At 55.9% G+C, this 16,621-nt stretch carries 15 protein-coding genes and 1 other RNA gene; 4 read left to right on the top strand and 12 right to left on the bottom strand.

Annotation, left to right across the window (positions count from 1 at the left end; genetic code table 11):
* The first annotated feature begins 2 nt into the window (after window positions 1-2).
* Together panB and EJ361_RS01370 are read left to right on the top strand one after the other, a co-directional pair.
* Entirely contained in the window at window positions 3-821 is an 819-nt protein-coding gene (gene panB / locus EJ361_RS01375; protein WP_126243552.1) for a 3-methyl-2-oxobutanoate hydroxymethyltransferase, read from the top strand.
* 228 nt (window positions 822-1,049) lie between these two features.
* Window positions 1,050-1,946 (top strand): DUF1338 domain-containing protein, encoded by an 897-nt coding sequence (locus tag EJ361_RS01370; RefSeq protein ID WP_126243551.1) that lies wholly within the window; start codon window positions 1,050-1,052, stop codon window positions 1,944-1,946.
* 7 nt (window positions 1,947-1,953) lie between these two features.
* Here the strand turns inward: EJ361_RS01370 and EJ361_RS01365 are convergent, their stop codons facing one another.
* Window positions 1,954-2,364 carry a DUF6691 family protein gene (locus tag EJ361_RS01365; protein ID WP_126243550.1) on the bottom strand — a complete coding sequence of 137 codons (411 nt, stop codon included), beginning with the start codon at window positions 2,362-2,364 and terminating at the stop codon, window positions 1,954-1,956.
* Window positions 2,361-2,930 (bottom strand): YeeE/YedE family protein, encoded by a 570-nt coding sequence (locus tag EJ361_RS01360; RefSeq protein WP_126243549.1) that lies wholly within the window; start codon window positions 2,928-2,930, stop codon window positions 2,361-2,363. Before EJ361_RS01360 ends, EJ361_RS01365 begins: the two co-directional genes overlap by 4 nt.
* Before the next feature lie 29 nt (window positions 2,931-2,959).
* On the opposite strand from EJ361_RS01360, the gene amaB reads away from it, so the two are divergent.
* Window positions 2,960-4,486, top strand: a complete 1,527-nt coding sequence (gene amaB / locus EJ361_RS01355; RefSeq protein WP_126243548.1) for an L-piperidine-6-carboxylate dehydrogenase — start codon at window positions 2,960-2,962, stop codon at window positions 4,484-4,486.
* Between the two features lie 301 nt (window positions 4,487-4,787).
* On the opposite strand, the gene EJ361_RS01350 is transcribed toward amaB, so the two are convergent.
* Entirely contained in the window at window positions 4,788-5,309 is a 522-nt protein-coding gene (locus tag EJ361_RS01350; protein WP_126243547.1) for a histidine phosphatase family protein, read from the bottom strand.
* Window positions 5,310-5,671: 362 nt separating this feature from the next.
* Between EJ361_RS01350 and EJ361_RS01345 the strand changes: the two genes are divergently transcribed.
* On the top strand, window positions 5,672-7,345 hold the full coding sequence (locus EJ361_RS01345; protein ID WP_205686900.1) for a S8 family peptidase: 1,674 nt from the start codon (window positions 5,672-5,674) through the stop codon (window positions 7,343-7,345).
* Between the two features lie 70 nt (window positions 7,346-7,415).
* Here EJ361_RS01345 and rnpB read toward each other — a convergent pair.
* The 9 genes from rnpB to bioD all read right to left on the bottom strand — a co-directional run bounded on the left by rnpB (window position 7,416) and on the right by bioD (window position 16,605).
* Window positions 7,416-7,786: RNase P RNA component class A (gene rnpB / locus EJ361_RS01340), an RNA gene on the bottom strand.
* Between the two features lie 24 nt (window positions 7,787-7,810).
* The gene (locus EJ361_RS01335; RefSeq protein ID WP_126243545.1) at window positions 7,811-8,830 is read right to left on the bottom strand and encodes a Smr/MutS family protein; all 1,020 of its coding nucleotides are present in this window, start codon (window positions 8,828-8,830) and stop codon (window positions 7,811-7,813) included.
* Between the two features lie 36 nt (window positions 8,831-8,866).
* Window positions 8,867-9,316, bottom strand: coding sequence for a DoxX family protein (locus tag EJ361_RS01330; protein ID WP_126243544.1), 450 nt, complete (start codon window positions 9,314-9,316; stop codon window positions 8,867-8,869).
* Between the two features lie 158 nt (window positions 9,317-9,474).
* The gene (locus EJ361_RS01325) at window positions 9,475-11,109 is read right to left on the bottom strand and encodes an amino acid permease (protein ID WP_126243543.1); all 1,635 of its coding nucleotides are present in this window, start codon (window positions 11,107-11,109) and stop codon (window positions 9,475-9,477) included.
* Between the two features lie 87 nt (window positions 11,110-11,196).
* Window positions 11,197-12,168 (bottom strand): polyprenyl synthetase family protein, encoded by a 972-nt coding sequence (locus EJ361_RS01320; protein ID WP_126243542.1) that lies wholly within the window; start codon window positions 12,166-12,168, stop codon window positions 11,197-11,199.
* Between the two features lies 1 nt (window position 12,169).
* Window positions 12,170-14,242, bottom strand: a complete 2,073-nt coding sequence (gene rnr / locus EJ361_RS01315) for a ribonuclease R (protein ID WP_126243541.1) — start codon at window positions 14,240-14,242, stop codon at window positions 12,170-12,172.
* 28 nt (window positions 14,243-14,270) lie between these two features.
* Entirely contained in the window at window positions 14,271-15,371 is a 1,101-nt protein-coding gene (gene lpxK, locus EJ361_RS01310; RefSeq protein ID WP_126243540.1) for a tetraacyldisaccharide 4'-kinase, read from the bottom strand.
* On the bottom strand, window positions 15,368-15,967 hold the full coding sequence (locus EJ361_RS01305; RefSeq protein ID WP_126243539.1) for a 5-formyltetrahydrofolate cyclo-ligase: 600 nt from the start codon (window positions 15,965-15,967) through the stop codon (window positions 15,368-15,370). The genes lpxK and EJ361_RS01305 overlap by 4 nt, the downstream gene beginning before the upstream one ends.
* Entirely contained in the window at window positions 15,964-16,605 is a 642-nt protein-coding gene (gene bioD, locus EJ361_RS01300; protein ID WP_126243538.1) for a dethiobiotin synthase, read from the bottom strand. The genes EJ361_RS01305 and bioD overlap by 4 nt, the downstream gene beginning before the upstream one ends.
* Window positions 16,606-16,621 lie beyond the last annotated feature (16 nt).

Genomic DNA, 16,621 nt, shown 5'->3' with positions numbered 1-16,621 from the left:
CAATGTCTGCTGTAAACAAAGAAATCAAACGCATCACGACGCATGTGCTGCAAAAGATGAAGACGGACGGAGAAAAGATTTCCATGCTGACCGCTTATGACTTTTCCATGGCCCGCATCTTTGACGACGCGGGCATCGACATCCTGCTGGTAGGCGATTCCGCTTCCAACGTGATGGCCGGTCATGAAACCACGCTCCCCATTACCCTCGACCAGATGATTTACCATGCCGCCTCGGTAGTGCGCGCCATCAAGCGCAGCTTCGTAGTGGTAGACCTCCCCTTCGGTTCTTACCAGGGCAACTCGAAAGAAGCGCTCGTTTCCACTATCCGGATCATGAAAGAAACCGGTGCGCATGGTGTGAAGATCGAAGGCGGTGAAGAGATCATCGAGTCCGTGAAAAGGATCATCAGCGCCGGGGTACCCGTTATGGGGCACCTGGGCCTCACGCCCCAGAGCATCTATAAATTCGGCACCTATGCCGTAAGGGCTACAGACGATGCCGAAGCCGAAAAGCTCATCCGCGACGCGCAACTGCTCCAGGAAGCCGGCGCATTCGCCATCGTACTGGAAAAAATCCCCGCCCAACTGGGCAAACGCGTAGCCGAAGCGCTCACCATTCCCACGATCGGTATCGGCGCGGGCAAATATGTTGACGGTCAGGTACTCGTAATGCACGATATGCTCGGTATCAACAAGGAGTTCAAACCCCGCTTCCTCCGCCGCTACCTCGACCTGTACGACCAGATCCTGGGCGCCACCAAACAGTACATTACCGACGTGAAAGGGAAGGATTTTCCCAACGACAACGAACAATACTAAGGCCGTGCGCTTTTTCGAACAAAGAGTGGCCCCTCCGCAGGAGGGGCTTTTTTTATGCACTAGCCCCAAATTCCACCGCTTTCGTTATATTCGCTTTCGTGAACGCCATGATCAACATACAACTTTCCCTGCTTTCGTACCTGCGCAGCACCTGCTCGCACGTGCCATGATCCCGGCGACCGACCCCGCCAACCGCATTCACCAAAACTTTTTACAAAATCTAAGCTGATGACAACGCTGGAAACAGTATTGAACGGACTCATGAGCCGTTACCAGGAACGCGTTCCCGACGTGGGCGCCATTATCAGGGCCATGGTCCGTGAAGGGATTATCGCCAAAGCCACCGATATCGAAAACGATCACATCGCTTTCCGGACCCTCGGCGTGCCGCACCTCGGTATCCGGTCCCTCGAAAAGATTTTCCTCCATTACGGCTACCGGAAAATGGATTTCTACAACTTCCCGGAAAAGAAACTCGACGCATACTGGTATGCGCCGCCGTCCGATAAATTGCCCCGGATCTTCATCTCCGAGCTCCGCGTGAAAGACCTTTCTGAAAAGGCACAGCAAACCATCCACAGCTATACCGACGAAGTAACTTCCGACCCGGTAGACGCGCTGGACCTCGACGATGGTGAAGCCGTGGACCATTTCCTCCATTCCGGCCTCTGGCGCACGCCTACCCTCTCCGATTACCTGCTGCTCGGCGCGGAAAGTGAATACGCGGCCTGGGTGATCTACAATCGCTATTATCTCAACCATTTTACTGTCAGCGTCCACAACCTGCCTCCCGGATACAATACCATCGCGGATTTCAATGACTTCCTGGAAAGGGAAGGCTTCCGGCTCAATGATTCCGGCGGTAAGATCAAAACCAGTCCGGACAAGGGTTTACTGCAAAGCAGCACCGTTGCGCGTATGATCGAAGCGGAATTCGACGGCGGCGAGAAAAAGGAGATCGCGGGATCGTACGTGGAGTTCGCGGAAAGAAGAGTGCTACCGGAATTTGCCGGCCTCGCGCCCGCGGATATCCGCAGGCAGCACCGGCGCGAAGGTTTCGAAGCCAACAACGCAGACAAAATATTCGAAAGCACCTATTCGGCGCAAACGGGCAAGAAGGATTGACGGGCGGTCAGTGCGGCAGGCGGTCTTTCAGTTTGCCGTACACCCAGGTGCCCGCAATGGCGCTCAGCAGCGTGATGACCACCACGGTAAAACCGCTCCCGATCTGGGCGAAAATCGGTCCCGGACAGGCGCCGGTAACAGCCCAGCCCAGGCCGAAGAGCAGCCCGCCGATGACGGTGCCCTTTGTGAACGGCTTTTTCCGGACAACGATCTCCTCCCCGCTCATGCTGCGCCAGCCCATTGTACGGATGAGCAATACGCCCAGCATGGCCGTGGCGATCGCCGAGCCGATCACGCCGTACATGTGGAAGGATTCCAGCCGGAACATCTCCTGGATACGAAACCAGGAAATAACTTCCGCTTTGGCGAGGATAATGCCGAAAAGGATGCCGGCGATACCGAATTTCAGGTTTTTCATAAGAGCAGCCAGCGCATGAGAGGTGGAAGAATGAGGTGCGTCATCGCGAAGCCGCCGGCCATAAAGCAGATGGTAGCTACGAGCGACGGCCATTGCAGGGTGGAAATGCCGTAGATGGAATGGCCGGACGTGCAACCGCCGGCGTACCGGGTACCGAAACCAACGAGGAAGCCGCCGGCAACGAAGAACAGCAGGCCGATGCCGTTAAAGGCATTGCCCCAATTGAAAATATCGCCAGGCAGTAATTCATCGAACTCCTGCACCCCATTGGCCTTCAGGGCCGAAATGGTGGAGGGGTTCAGGGCCACCGGCTCGCCGTTGCCGAGAAACAGCAGCACCAGCAGGGCGCCCAGGGCAATACCGCCGGCGAACCAGAGATTCCAGCTTTCTTTTTTCCAGTCATACTGAAAAAACGGAATTTTGCCGGGAAGACAGGCCGCACAGATGTGCCGGAGCGACGACGAGATGCCCAGCGCCTTGTTGCCGATCAGCATCAGCAGCGGAACAGACAGGCCGATGAGCGGTCCGGCAACGTACCACGGCCAGGGAGACTTTAAAAAGTTCATGAACGAAATTTACAAAAAACACAAGCAAGATGGAGCAGATACTGCAACAATTCGGTATCGCCGGCAGTAACAGCGGCGTATCCACCGGCAGCAAAATATTGAAAGCCAATGGTACGGAGATAACCTCCCATTCGCCGGTAGACGGAAAATCGATCGCCAGCGTGACATGCGCTTCGCGGGAGAATTATGACGAAGTAATCAAAACCGCCCAATCGGCCTATGAAGCCTGGCGCATGTGGCCGGCGCCCCGCCGCGGCGAGGTGGTACGGCAGGTAGGCGAAGCCCTGCGCGCCAACAAGGAAGCCCTGGGCCGCCTCGTTTCCTACGAAATGGGCAAAAGCCTCCAGGAAGGATATGGCGAAGTGCAGGAGATGATCGACATCTGCGATTTCGCGGTGGGCCTCAGCCGCCAGTTGCACGGGCTGACCATGCACTCCGAGCGCCCTGGCCACCGGATGTACGAACAATGGCATCCCCTGGGCATCGTAGGTATTATTTCCGCCTTCAACTTCCCGGTAGCGGTGTGGAGCTGGAACGCCATGCTCGCGTGGGTTTGCGGCGACGTCTGCATCTGGAAGCCTTCCGAAAAAACGCCCCTCACGGCCATTGCCTGCCAACATATCGCCGCAAAGGTGTTTGCCGCCAATGGCGTGCCTGAAGGCGTTTCCTGCCTGGTGGTGGGAGATCGCAAGGTGGGCGAATGGATGTCGGCCGACGGGCGCGTGCCCCTCGTTTCCGCAACCGGTTCCACCCGCATGGGTAAGGCCGTAGGTGCGGCCGTAGGCGCGAGGTTGGGCCGGGCACTGCTGGAATTGGGCGGCAACAACGCCATCATCATTTCCAAAGACGCGGACCTGGATATGTCGCTCGTAGGCTGTGTATTCGGCGCCGTGGGCACGGCAGGGCAACGTTGTACCTCCACCCGCCGGCTCATCATCCACGACAGCGTGTATGAGGCCTTCAAAACCAAGCTGGTGAACGCTTACAGGCAACTGCGCATCGGTAATCCGCTAGACGAGCACAATCACGTGGGCCCGTTGATCGACAAAGACGCCGTTCAGGCTTACGAGAAAGCCATCGAAGCCTGCAAAAAGGAAGGCGGCAAATTCGTGGTGGAAGGCGGCGTGCTCGAAGGGGCCGGTTATGAATCGGGATGTTACGTTAAACCCGCCATCGCCGAGGTGAAGAACGAATACCAGATCGTGCAGCACGAAACGTTCGCGCCCATTCTTTACCTCATCAAATTCTCGGAGCTGGACGAGGCCATCGCGCTGCAGAACGGTGTGCCACAGGGGCTTTCATCGGCCATCATGACGCTGAACCTCCGGGAAGCGGAGCTATTCCTTTCTCAGGCGGGTTCCGACTGCGGCATCGCCAATGTCAACATCGGTACGAGCGGTGCGGAGATCGGCGGCGCTTTCGGTGGCGAAAAAGAGACGGGCGGCGGCCGGGAAAGCGGTTCCGACGCCTGGAAGGCTTACATGCGCCGGCAGACCAACACCATCAACTACAGCACGAAACTGCCGCTGGCACAGGGGATCAAATTCGATTTCTGATCTCCCGTTACGGGTAAACATACGCATCCCTCCGGGCCCTGGCCTGGAGGGATTTTTTAATGCATTTTGTTGCAGACATGTTTCAAATGAGCATATTGAGTCGGAATGCCGGCAGAAATTGCTATAACGTTCTTCAGCCCGGCATCCAGGCGAAAAAAGGTGTGAGGGAAACACGAAAAAAAGGTGTGACGGGCAAGAGAATAGCGGGGTTGGAGAACCCCGCTTTTTCGTTAAACGGAAACCATGCTTATGAGAAAGTGCGAGTTGCAGGGTGCAAGCTGCGCACTCTCTGAACCAAATATTACACTTTTTTTTGAAAATTCATATTCAACTTTTGTGCTACCGCTTCACCTTTATATAAAATATTGACGATCAACACCTCTCCAAACGCGCCTGTATTGGGTTTCAGCGATTTTTTCTTTATTCCGAGCATTTTCGACATTTTTTCGATACTAGCCGCTTTGGCGCATACCACGATCGTTTTGCCGGCATTTTTCTCCAGCATCACGTCCAGGATGTGCTCCATGACGGGCGCGTCATCATCGCAGGCGTCCCGGAAATAGGTCACCTCCTGCCCTTTCGACGCCGCCAGCGGTTTGACGGTTTCCACAAGGCAGGGAGTGTACGGCGCATATACCGCGCTGATCGTCTCATTTTCCAGGAAATTGACCAGCAGGCCGGCCTGGTCGCGGCCTGTAGTGGTAAGCTGCCCCCGTTCCTGTTCGGCGCAGTTCACGAAAATGACCGTGGTAGGCGTACGGACAGTGCCCTGATCGGGCGGGCTGGCCCATAGTGCCAGCGTCATCAGAATGGTTTTAATCATGGCGGAAGATTTGGTTTATGAAAAAACTTTACATAGATGTTTGTGATTTCGTGAAGGAAATGTTAAACCGCTCCGGGAATCCAGTGAAAAAGAGAATCTTTGCGGCTTTTATACCGATATGGTAAAATTAAACAATCTGTCCGGCGGGTACCAGCGGTATGTGATCAAAGGGGCAATTGGAGGGGCGAATCGGAATGGCTGGATAAGCCGGAAGGGCATAGTTGCCTAGTTGGATTACAGACCAATAGTCCGCCCGCCAAGCCACTCACCACATCCCGGTAACTGTTGTAACGCATTTACCATATCTTTAACTAATTGCGGTACCTGAATTGCAAAACAATCTGGAAAATTTGAACATAACAATGAATAGCATCTGCAGAGCCCTGGCCGTTGGAGCAAGTGTAGCCATGTTGATTACTTCTGAAGGATACGGACAATCCAGGCCGTCCGTTCCCCAAAACTGGCAGTTGCTGAGTTACGGAACAGACAGCGTGTACGGGATCGGTGTCGAAAAGGCATACCGCGAACTGTTGCAAGGCAAGACCGGGAAAACGGTGATCGTAGCCGTGATCGATTCCGGTGTGGATACCACGCACGAAGACCTTCGTCCCATTCTCTGGAAAAACCCCAACGAAATCCCCGGTAACAATATCGACGACGACGGCAACGGATATGTAGACGATATCTACGGATGGAATTTCCTCGGCGCCAAAGACGGATCTTCCGTAAAAGAAGATTCCGACGAGGCCACCCGCGAATTCTACCGCTACCGCCGCCTCTACGGCAACCCGGACTCCGCCCTGAAGCCCGACTCGAAGGAATATGCTTACTGGACGCGCCTGAAAGACCGCAGCCAGAAACCTTCCACGCAGGCCAAAACGGATTACAAAATGATGCTCAAAGTGCAGGAAAACCTCCTGAAATGCGAGAGCGTCCTCACAGAATTCCTCAAAACCAACGACTTCACCAAAGAACAGCTCGATACCCTCCGTTCCACGGATTCCGACGTCATGTTCGCCCGTGGATTCGCCCTGCGCCTGCTCGGCAGCACCGGTGAAGAAGGAATGACCTACCAGGCCCTCAAAAACGACCTGGGAGAATACATCAAGGAACTGAAAAAGAAAGCCGAAGTAACCGGGGCCGAACCGGTGGATAAACGCACCATCATCGTGGGCGACAATATCAACGACATCAACGACCGCTACTACGGCAACGCCGATGTAATGGGCCAGTTCGCATTCCACGGCACGCACGTTTCCGGCATCATCGGTGCGGCGCGCGGCAATGGCGTGGGCATGGACGGTGTGGCCGATAATGTGCGCATCATGACCGTGAAAGTAGTGCCCGAGGGCGACGAGCGCGATAAGGACGTGGCGCTGGGTATCCGTTATGCGGTAGACAACGGCGCGCAAGTCATCAACATGAGCTTCGGCAAAGGCTTTTCTCCCCAGAAACAATGGGTAGACGACGCCATCCGCTACGCGCAGGAAAAAGGCGTACTGCTGGTACATGCCGCAGGTAACGACGGGGCCAACAACGATCAGACCGAGAACTTTCCCAAAGATACTTTCGAAGACGGCAAGGAAGCAGATAACATGATTACCGTGGGCGCTTCTTCCAACGGCCGCGTAGGCAGCAAGATCGCGGGTTTCAGCAACTACGGCAAGAAGGAAGTGGATGTGTTCGCCCCCGGCGTGCAGATCTATTCCACCGTTCCAGGCGGCGATAAATACGGCAGTGCCAGCGGTACGAGCATGGCTTCGCCCGTTGTAGCCGGCCTGGCGGCGATGATCCTGTCGTACTACCCCGACCTGAGCGCGCGCCAGTTGAAGCAGATCATCGAGAAATCGGCTACGCCCCTTCCCGGTGCCGAAAAAGTGAACAAACCGGGCGCCAAAGACGAAGAAGTTGAATTCTCCGAGCTCTCCAAATCCGGCGGCATGGTGAACGCTTACGAGGCCATCAAGCTGGCGGCGAAAACCAAAGGCGAGAATGCCAAAAAGAACAAAGCCAGAATGAACCTGAAAAAGGATTGATTCACGGACACGTATAAACAGAAACCGGGCGCACCCTATCGGATGCGCCCGGTTTTTTTTCGTATTTACGTCACCCGGCGAGCTTGTAAGCCGGATTCTGTACGCCTGCCGAAGCAAACGTTGCTGCCATTTATCTGCGACGCACTTCACGGTGCGCCTGTATCTGCCTACCCTCGGTCATCAGGCGGGCCGCCTTCAATCGACCGTATACATGGCATTTCAGCACGCAAGGTTTACCCCTGATAACGGTTGCCCGCAACCAGCGTGGGCTCTTACCCCACGTTTTCACCCTCGCCCCGGATCGCTCCGTGGCAGTTATTCTCTGTGGCACTTTCTGTACGCCCGTTTCCGGGCGCCCCACCCGTTAGGTGGTGCGTTGCCCTGCGCTGTCCGGACTTTCCTTCCCTGCATAAAGCAGGAACGGCAGCACCACTGCGCCGGGTGACGTAAAAACGAGCTGCGAAATTACTTAAAAAATATCTCTGTTGCCCCGTAACCGTAGAAAGGATGGTACTGATTCACGAAAAATTTCACTTCCGGAATGGTTTTCAGGATGTCGTGCAGCTCATCGCGGAGCTTTCCGGTTCCCACGCCGTGGATGATGATCATGCTGTGCAACCGCTGGGAAATCGCCAGGTCCAGGTAATGCTGGAACTCGTTGAGCTGGATGGCCAGGATTTCCAGGGGCTTGAGATCGCGCCAGTTATCGGCCAGGCGGTCGATGTGGAGATCGATTTCATAGCGCGCGTCCAGCCGTTCCGGCGACTTGAGCTGGCGGACATCGGTCAGGGTGTTGAGTTTCTTCTTTTCCTGCGGGGTGAACCCGAACGAGTCGGTTTCCTGGCGCGGCGGGTATTTGATGAACAATTCGTACTCGATGGTCGCTTTTCCTTCCTCCCGCACTTTCTCCAGCTGCTGGAAGAGCTGTTTCGCCTTGATTTTCCAGGTTTTCGCCAATTCAGGGGCCAGCGTCAGGTCGGCTTCCTTCGGCTGGAATTTGAACTCGAAACGGGCTTTATCGTTGAGCTGGTCGAAATTGAGGTCGGCCAGGTAGATATGTTGCTGCGCAGGGACTTCCTGTTTCAGTTCGAGGAACAGCGTGTTGTTCAGCCAGATCTCGAAACGATAGGTGTAGGCGCGGTTGGTTTCATTGAGGAGGTGGAATTTGAGGGTGTCCACGACATCATCCCACCCGTCGTGGCTCCAGACGGGCAGCATGGTGAGGAAAACGCCTCTCTCCGGCTTATTGACCTTCGGCTGGGGCTTCTCCCGTTTGATTTCTTCTCCCGGCGTCCGCTTGGGCGGCAGCGGGGCCTGCTTTTGGGTGAAGCGGTGGAAATAGGGGAAATCGATCTGGTCGAGGTACACGGGGAATTTGGTGCCGCCTACCTCAACGAGCACCATTTTATCGTTGATGATATCCAGCACAGTCCCTTCTTCCTTGGAATGGAGCAATAGTATCTTGTCGCCTACTGTATATTTCATAGCAGGCAAAATTAAGCAAAGGTGCGGTTACTGCAATCAGGCGGCGCTTTTCTCCGGGTGCGTTCGCATATATTCGTCCACCGAAACCCTGCCGCTGCCTTCCACAAGGAAGAACAACAGCCCGACCAGCACTACAACGGAGAGGCTCATTTCGGGATACACGCTGAAAAGATTGGTGGAAGAATTGATGAAAAAGACCGCGCCGATGAGTACCGGGAGGTTGGCGATGACGCCTACCCGGGTAAGCAGGCCCAGTGCGATGAACAGTCCGCCTACGGTGTGGGCAAAAACGATGTAGTGAGCCAGCCAGAACGATACCGCGGTCAAAAATGGCTGTTCCGCGATGCGGGATTTCAGCAGGTCGATGTTATCGACGAACTGGATACCCTTCCACATGAGGAACAATCCCAGCAGGATCCGCAAACCGTCCACCCATTTGGGATGATGGTTATCACCCCAACGTTCTATACGTTGCAGGAGGTTCATAACGAAAGTTTTAGCAGTGAAAAGAACTCTCCCCTGAAGTTACGAAATTTCCATGCCATTGGTTGTAAATCCTTTGCTATGGCTGTGTCCGGCATTAAAAACGGCAAAAGGCGGACAAGTTGCCCGCCTTTTGAATTATCTGATTGTTTATCAATTAATTACGCTTTCCTGGCCGCCAATTTACTTTTCCAGTAACCATACAGGAAGTAAATCGCCAGGCCTACGGCCATCCAGCCGAAGAACACCACCCAGCTGCGAACGGGGATCTCGATCATGAGGTAGAGGCAGCAAAGCATGCCCAGCACCGGGATGAGCGACAGCCGTTTGATGATGGTGAACACGGTGATGAGGGACGCCAGGATGTAGAAGATGACGAACAGTACGCGGTCGTGGTCGAGCGCGGCGATGCCGGCGAAGCTTTCGCCGATGCGGTCGCGGAAGAACCAGGTGAACACGGCAAATATGACCGGCACCACGAACAGGCCGTTCACATACGGCAGGTTGAATTTCTTCTCTCCTTTCGGCACTTTCGGCAACATGAGCACGCCGCCGCATACGAGCACGAAAGCGAACAGGGTGCCGATGCTGGTGAGGTCCGTCACGATGCCGCTTTCCACGAACAGCGAAGGGATGGCCACGATCACACCGGTCACGATGGTCGAAAAGCCGGGCGTGTGGTATTTGGGATGCACTTTGGCGAATTTCTTCGGGAGGAGGCCGTCGCGGCTCATGCTCATCCAGATGCGGGGCTGGCCGATCTGGAACACGAGGATCACGCTGGTGGCGGCGATCACGGCGCTGATGGAAATGATATACCCGATGGTGCGCATGTTCAGCTTGTCGAACACATACGCCAGCGGATCGCTCACGTGCTGGAACTCGGAATAATGCACCATGCCCGTGATCACCAGGGTAACGATCACGTAAATGATGGTGCAGATGATGAGGGAATAGATCATGGCACGGGGCATGTCGCGCTGCGGATTGGCGCTTTCCTCCGCCGTGGTGGAAATGGCGTCGAACCCGATATAGGCGAAGAACACGGCCGAAACGCCCATCAGCACGCCGTTGAAGCCGTTGGGCATGAAAGGCTGCCAGTTGTCGGAATTGATATGGAACATGCCGATGGCGATCACAACGAGGAGGATCACGATCTTGAGCCCCACCATGAAATTGGCGCTTTTCTTACTCTCGTGGATGCCTACATACGCCAGGATGGTCACGAGCACAACGATGATGAAAGCGGGAATGTTGAGGATGACGCGCCAGCTGCCGATGAGGGGCGCGGTGTTCCATGCGTCGCCGGCGGCGGCTTTGGCGGTATTGTAATCGGTGGTGAGGTACGCGGGCAGATGGATGCCCATCCCTTCGAGGACGTTGTTGAAATAACTGCTCCAGGAAATGGCCACCACGATGTTGCCGATGGAATATTCGAGAATCAGCGCCCATCCGATGATCCATGCGGCCATTTCGCCGAAAGTAACGTACGAATAGGTATAGGCGCTCCCGGCCACGGGTACCCTGGAAGCGAACTCGGCGTAGCAAAGCGCGGTAAAGCCACAGGTAACGGCGGTGAGGAGGAACAGGAAAATTACCGCAGGTCCTCCATTAAAAGCCGCCTGCCCGATCGTGGAGAAGATCCCCGCCCCGATCACGGCCGCCACGCCCATCAGCGTGAGGTCGCGTACGGTAAGCACCTTCTTCAGGCCCGACATGTGCGCGTCGCCGTCTCCGGCTTTTGCTTCATGGAGAATGCTGGTCAGGGATTTTTTCCTGAAAAGCGAGTTAGACATTTGTTGCGTTTAAGGGTTGATATTAAAAAAGCCGTTACTGACGGCTAAAAACTGTCAATAACGGCCAAATATAAAAATAATCCTTACTCAATGTTGCCGGACGAGGAGAAAATCCGCCAGTTCGCGCAGGGGCTGCTTCCGGCCGGAGATCACGGCGATGGCGTCCAGGTGTTCATAAGCGATCTGGGAGAAACGTTCTTTTTCCTTCTCGGCCCAGGCGTCTACCCGGCAATCGCGGAAGATCTGGAGCACGGAAGCTACCTTATCGGCCGGGTTACTTTCCAGCAGCTCGTGTAGTTTCTGGCGTTGCGTGCCGTTGCAGAGCTCGAGGGCTTTGAGGAGCAGGAAGGTTTTTTTGTTGACGAGGATGTCTCCCCCCTGTTGCTTGCCGAATTTATCCGGGTCGCCGAAGGCATCGAGGTAATCGTCCTGTATCTGGAAGGCGATGCCCACGTTCTTGCCGAATCCGTACAGGTGCTGCTGGTTCCCTTCGCTCCCGCCGCCGCAAATGGCGCCCATTTGCAGACTGGCGGCCAATAGTACGGAGGTTTTCAGGGCGATCATGTTCACGTAGTCTTCATATTTCACCTGTTCAGGCGCCGTTTGCTCCATATCCATATCCAGCTGCTGCCCTTCGCATACTTCGCGGGCGGCGCGGTTAAATACAGAAACGATCTTCTGGCGGTACTTTCCGGTGATTCTGTTGAGATGTTCGTAGCTATGGATGAGCATCACGTCGCCGGCGAGGATCGCTGCCGGATCGCTGTATTTCGTATGGACGGTGGGCATCCCCCTGCGCAGGGGCGCCTTGTCCATGATATCGTCATGAATGAGCGTGAAGTTGTGGAACAGTTCCACCGCGTTGGCGGCATGGAAGGCGTCCGGCTCCAGGTCGGTAAAGAGCTCGTTGCCCAACAGGCAAAGCACGGGGCGGATGCGCTTGCCGCCGATCCCCAGGATGTACTGGGCGGGATCGTACAGGTTGGCCGGGTGTTCGGGAAATTGTCTTTGACTGAACTGCTGTTCGAATTTCGCTGATAATTCTTTGAATGAATGCATCTTACTTCTTTTTCTTCCTTGATTTATGTTGCGGCGCCTTGCCTGTCTTCTTCCTGTTATCGCTCCGGTCTGGCCGCTCCATCCGTTCGCTCCGGCCGCCTTTCTTCAACGGCGGCAGATCGCTGCCTTCTTCCACCAGTTCATAATCGAGCTGGCGCTTGGCCAGGCTCGCGGATACCACGCGGATGGTCACCCTATCGCCGATCCGGATGCGCTTGCCCGTTCTCATGCCGATGAGGGCGTAATCGGTCTCGGAATGCCTGTAATCCTCCCGCAGCCCATGCACGCTTACCAGGCCTTCACATTTCGCGAAAACGGTTTCCACCCAGAACCCGAAATGCGCCACGCCGGAAACGATGCCTTCGAAAGTTTCCCCGATGAAATCCTGCATGTATTCCACCTGCTTGTACTTGTTGCCGGCCCTTTCGGCTTCCATGGCCTTGCGCTCCATGTCTGACGAGTGTTTGCAGCGTTTTTCAAGCTGCTTGTCGGGCTTGATGTCGCCCGCCAAAACCTGCGCCAGGATGCGGTGCACGAGCACGTCCGGGTACCGGCGGATGGGCGAGGTGAAATGGCAATAATGCGGGAATCCCAGGCCGTAGTGCCCGATATTGTCGGACGTATAAATGGCCTTTGCCATGGTACGGATGCCGAGGGTTTCCAGCACATGCTGTTCCGGTTTCCCTTTCACCAGCGTCAGCATCTTGTTGAAGGATGCAGCGATGGTATCGGGGCTCGTGGCGTCGAATTTATAGCCGAATTTACCAGCAAATACGGCAAAAACGTGCATTTTTTCTTCATCCGGCGTATCGTGGACCCGGTATGGGAACGGAACGGGATGGGTATTCACTTTCTGTTTGGACACGTATTCGGCCACCGTGCGGTTCGCCAGCAGCATCAGTTCTTCGATCAACTGGTGCGATTCGTCGCTTTCGTTAACCTTTACGCCCACGGGTTTGGCGTTTTCATCCAGCTGGAAGCGGACTTCCTGGCTCGAGAAATTGATGGCGCCGTCCTTGAAGCGCGCGGCACGCAGCGTCTGGGAAAGTTTGTTCAGCAACAACACTTCCTCGAAATACGGGCCTTCACCGGTCTGGATGATCTCCTGCACTTCTTCGTAAGTGAATCTGTGGCGGGAATGGATGATGGTCCTCCCCATCCAGTACTGCTTCACTTTCGCCTTATCGTCTACCTGGAACACGCAGGAAAAGCACAGGTGGTCTTCATGCGGCCGTAACGAACAAAGCTCGTTGGAGATTTTTTCGGGCAGCATGGGCAGCACCCGGTCTGGCAGGTACACCGACGTGGCGCGGTGCTCCGCTTCCTTATCCAGTGCGGTGCCGGGTTGCACGTAATGGCTCACGTCTGCGATATGCACGCCGATTTCCAGCAAACCGTTCTTCAACCGGCGGATGGAAATGGCGTCGTCGAAATCGCGGGCGTCTACAGGGTCGATGGTAAAAGTGAGTATTTTGCTGAAATCCTTCCGGCCTTCGCGGTCTTTGGCGCTCAGATTGCCCGCGCCCGGCATGGCGGCCAGTTCGTCGAGCACATCTTTGGGCCAGTGCAGCGGGAATCCGCTTTCCACGAGGATTTCCTTCATGGCCAGGTCGTTGGCGTTGGTAGCGTCGAGGACTTCGACGATCTCGCCCACGGGTTTACGGCTCTTTTCGCCCCATGCCACGATCTTTACCACGGCACGGTCGCCGTCTTTGGCGCCTTTGAGGGAATTTTCGGGGATGTAGATATCGGGGAGCCAGGAGCCTTTTTCCGGCACGAGGAACGCGAATGTCTTGCTAAGCTGGATGGTTCCGGTGAATTCGGTCTTTTTGCGGACGAGCACGTCTGTCACATGCCCTTCCATCCTGCCCATGCTTTTGCCCTGGCGGATGACGTCTACGAGCACTTCATCGCCGTCCAGGGCGGAATTGAGGTTTTTCTGTTTCACCATGATGTCACTCTCCAACCCTTCCACTACCACGAACGCCATACCCGAGCGGGTGACGTCCACGATGCCTTTATAGGTCTTCTTCTGGCTACTGCTTTTCTGTTTCTTTTCTTTCTTTTTGGTCATTTACATGATTTTAGGGGGTGCGGCGCGCCTACGTTCCCGCAGGGTCTTCGTTCGCCGCCAACAATGCATTTTCCGTGTACCTGGTAACGAACCGGTCGAAAGCCGGGGCCTCTCCGAAGAGAAAGGCCACTTCCACCGGTATAACGGTAAAAGGCAGCTGCATGTTCGCGATGATCTCGCGCAGCAGGTTCAGCCTTACCGCATCTTTTTCCGTGGTTACGATATAGCCGGGGCCATCTCCATCCATATGCCCCAGCTCCAGTTTGATCTTTTCCAGGTCGTTCCGGGTGTAATAATAATGATCGGGGAACGACAGGAGGTTCACGTTCCCGTGCCTTTGCCGCAAATGTTGTACCAGCGGTTCCGGCCGGGCGATCCCGCAGGCCACCAGGACCTTCGCGTTCTCCGGAATGAGAACGGGCTCGCCGCTGAGCATATCGGCTGGAACGCCGTACCGGAGGGTGGTAAAGTATAATTCCTGGTGTGGCAGCGGGTTGATTTCTTTCCGGATATTTTCTTTTTCGGCCAACGAAAGATCGACCGGACATTTCGACACAATGATCCCGTCTGCCCGGTGATACCCCTTCCTTCCCTCCCGCAGCCGGCCTGCCGGCACTACATGGTCGCGTGTGAAAAGGCGGCTGTAATCGGTCACCATGAGGTTGAGACCGGGCTTGATGGAACGGTGCTGGAAAGCATCGTCCAGCAGGATCACCTCCGTGTCCGGGCGGTCGCTCATGAGCTGCGGCACGGCCAGCATGCGTTCTTCGCCTACGCAAACGGTAATGTCCGGATATTTCAGGTGGAACTGCATGGGCTCGTCGCCGATGTCTGCCGCGGTGGTTTTGGCTGCGGCGAGCTGGAAACCTTTCGTTTTGCGGTTGTATCCCCTGCTGAGGGTGGCCACGCGGTGGCGGTCTTTCAGCAGGCGGATGAGGTATTCCACATGGGGCGTTTTGCCGGTGCCGCCAACGGAAAGGTTGCCTACGGCGATGGTCGGCACGCTGAATTCCACGGAAGTGAGCATGCCGGCGTCGTACAGGCGGTTGCGGACCCAGAGCGCCAGGCCATAGAGCAATGCGAAGGGATAAAGGAGGAAGCCAAGATATTGCCAAAGAGGGCTTTTCATCGTTTTTCGTCTTTAAAGTAATATACTTTGTCTGGGGTGACGGCCGCCCGCAGCGGAACATCGCCATCCCAGGCGTCTGCGATCGGCTCGGGGAGCGGCCCGAAGAGGCTGAGCCCTACGGAAAGCACGTCTGCCCTGCATTGGCGGAGAAAGCCGTCGTACATGCCTTTGCCATATCCCACCCGGTGCCCGGCTTCGTCGAAAGCCAGCAGGGGTACGAAAACTACGTCGAGCTGACGGGGCTGAACGGGTTCCCCGCCATCCGGTTCGGGAATGCCGAGGGCGTTTTCGATGAGCTGGGTGCCCGCGTCCCACACGAAATGCTGCATATCGCCGGTGGCGATGAACGAGCGCGGGAGCACGAGTTTGGCGCGGGGGAATTGTGCGCGGAGCCAATCGGCCAGGGGCCAGGTGTCCACTTCGTTTTTGGCTGTGATGGGCAGGAAGAGGTGGATATAGGAAGGGTCTCCAAATGCCAGCTGGCTACATTGCGCCATCAGCGCGGCGTTCAGCCGTTGCAGGGCTTCCGGCGAAAGGGCTTTTCTTTTGGCCAGGTATTCCTTGCGGATGGCCTGTTTGGCGGCAGCGGTATTCATCGGCCCAGGAGTTCTTGCAATTTTGGGCGCATCGCTTCGGCTTCGAGGGCGATAAAGGCTTTGTCGAGCCGCGGCGCTTTCGGGATGCGGGTGATGAGCGGATACTGGCTCCAGGCCACCACGTCGTCTTCGTTGGTATGATAATCGCCGCTGAAAATCCATCCGGTAACGTTGAGGCCGGCGTTTCGTAGCGCCATGGCCGTGAGGAGGCTGTGGTTGATGCTGCCGAGATAATTCTGCGCCACCACGATCACGCGGGCGCCGAGCGCACGGGCGAGGTCGAGGAAGAAATAATTACCGTTGAGCGGTACCATGAGCCCGCCGGCGCCTTCGATCACCAAAGGTCTCCCTTCCTGCTGCAACTGGCGTGCACGCTGCAAAATCCGGTCTTCCTGCACCACGATCCCTTCCGCACGCGCCGCCAGGTGGGGAGACGCGGGCATGGCCAGGCGGTACAGCTCTTCGTGAACGGTTACCTGCGGCGAAGTGAGGGCCCGTACCGTTTCGGTATCCGTCCCGTCCTCAATGCCCGCCTGCACCGGCTTCCAGTATTGCGCGCCCAATGCTTCCGCCACACAGGCAGACGCTATCGTCTTTCCCACACCGGTGCCGATGCCGGTTATGAAGATGTTGTTCATGGAAGCAAATATAAAT

Source organism: Chitinophaga rhizosphaerae (assembly GCF_003958645.1).
Classification (GTDB): Bacteria; Bacteroidota; Bacteroidia; order Chitinophagales; family Chitinophagaceae; genus Chitinophaga; species Chitinophaga rhizosphaerae.
This window is presented reverse-complemented; position numbering and strand designations above follow the sequence as displayed.

Excerpts from the sequence above, each read along its gene's own strand:
- EJ361_RS01320 (WP_126243542.1), bottom strand. The coding sequence starts at position 12,168 with ATGCATTCATTCAAAGAATTATCAGCGAAATTCGAACAGCAGTTCAGT.
- amaB (WP_126243548.1), top strand. The coding sequence starts at position 2,960 with ATGGAGCAGATACTGCAACAATTCGGTATCGCCGGCAGTAACAGCGGC.
- EJ361_RS01330 (WP_126243544.1), bottom strand. The coding sequence starts at position 9,316 with ATGAACCTCCTGCAACGTATAGAACGTTGGGGTGATAACCATCATCCC.
- EJ361_RS01370 (WP_126243551.1), top strand. The coding sequence starts at position 1,050 with ATGACAACGCTGGAAACAGTATTGAACGGACTCATGAGCCGTTACCAG.
- panB (WP_126243552.1), top strand. The coding sequence starts at position 3 with ATGTCTGCTGTAAACAAAGAAATCAAACGCATCACGACGCATGTGCTG.
- EJ361_RS01365 (WP_126243550.1), bottom strand. The coding sequence starts at position 2,364 with ATGAAAAACCTGAAATTCGGTATCGCCGGCATCCTTTTCGGCATTATC.
- EJ361_RS01360 (WP_126243549.1), bottom strand. The coding sequence starts at position 2,930 with ATGAACTTTTTAAAGTCTCCCTGGCCGTGGTACGTTGCCGGACCGCTC.
- EJ361_RS01350 (WP_126243547.1), bottom strand. The coding sequence starts at position 5,309 with ATGATTAAAACCATTCTGATGACGCTGGCACTATGGGCCAGCCCGCCC.
- rnr (WP_126243541.1), bottom strand. The coding sequence starts at position 14,242 with ATGACCAAAAAGAAAGAAAAGAAACAGAAAAGCAGTAGCCAGAAGAAG.
- lpxK (WP_126243540.1), bottom strand. The coding sequence starts at position 15,371 with ATGAAAAGCCCTCTTTGGCAATATCTTGGCTTCCTCCTTTATCCCTTC.
- EJ361_RS01345 (WP_205686900.1), top strand. The coding sequence starts at position 5,672 with ATGAATAGCATCTGCAGAGCCCTGGCCGTTGGAGCAAGTGTAGCCATG.
- EJ361_RS01325 (WP_126243543.1), bottom strand. The coding sequence starts at position 11,109 with ATGTCTAACTCGCTTTTCAGGAAAAAATCCCTGACCAGCATTCTCCAT.
- EJ361_RS01305 (WP_126243539.1), bottom strand. The coding sequence starts at position 15,967 with ATGAATACCGCTGCCGCCAAACAGGCCATCCGCAAGGAATACCTGGCC.
- bioD (WP_126243538.1), bottom strand. The coding sequence starts at position 16,605 with ATGAACAACATCTTCATAACCGGCATCGGCACCGGTGTGGGAAAGACG.
- EJ361_RS01335 (WP_126243545.1), bottom strand. The coding sequence starts at position 8,830 with ATGAAATATACAGTAGGCGACAAGATACTATTGCTCCATTCCAAGGAA.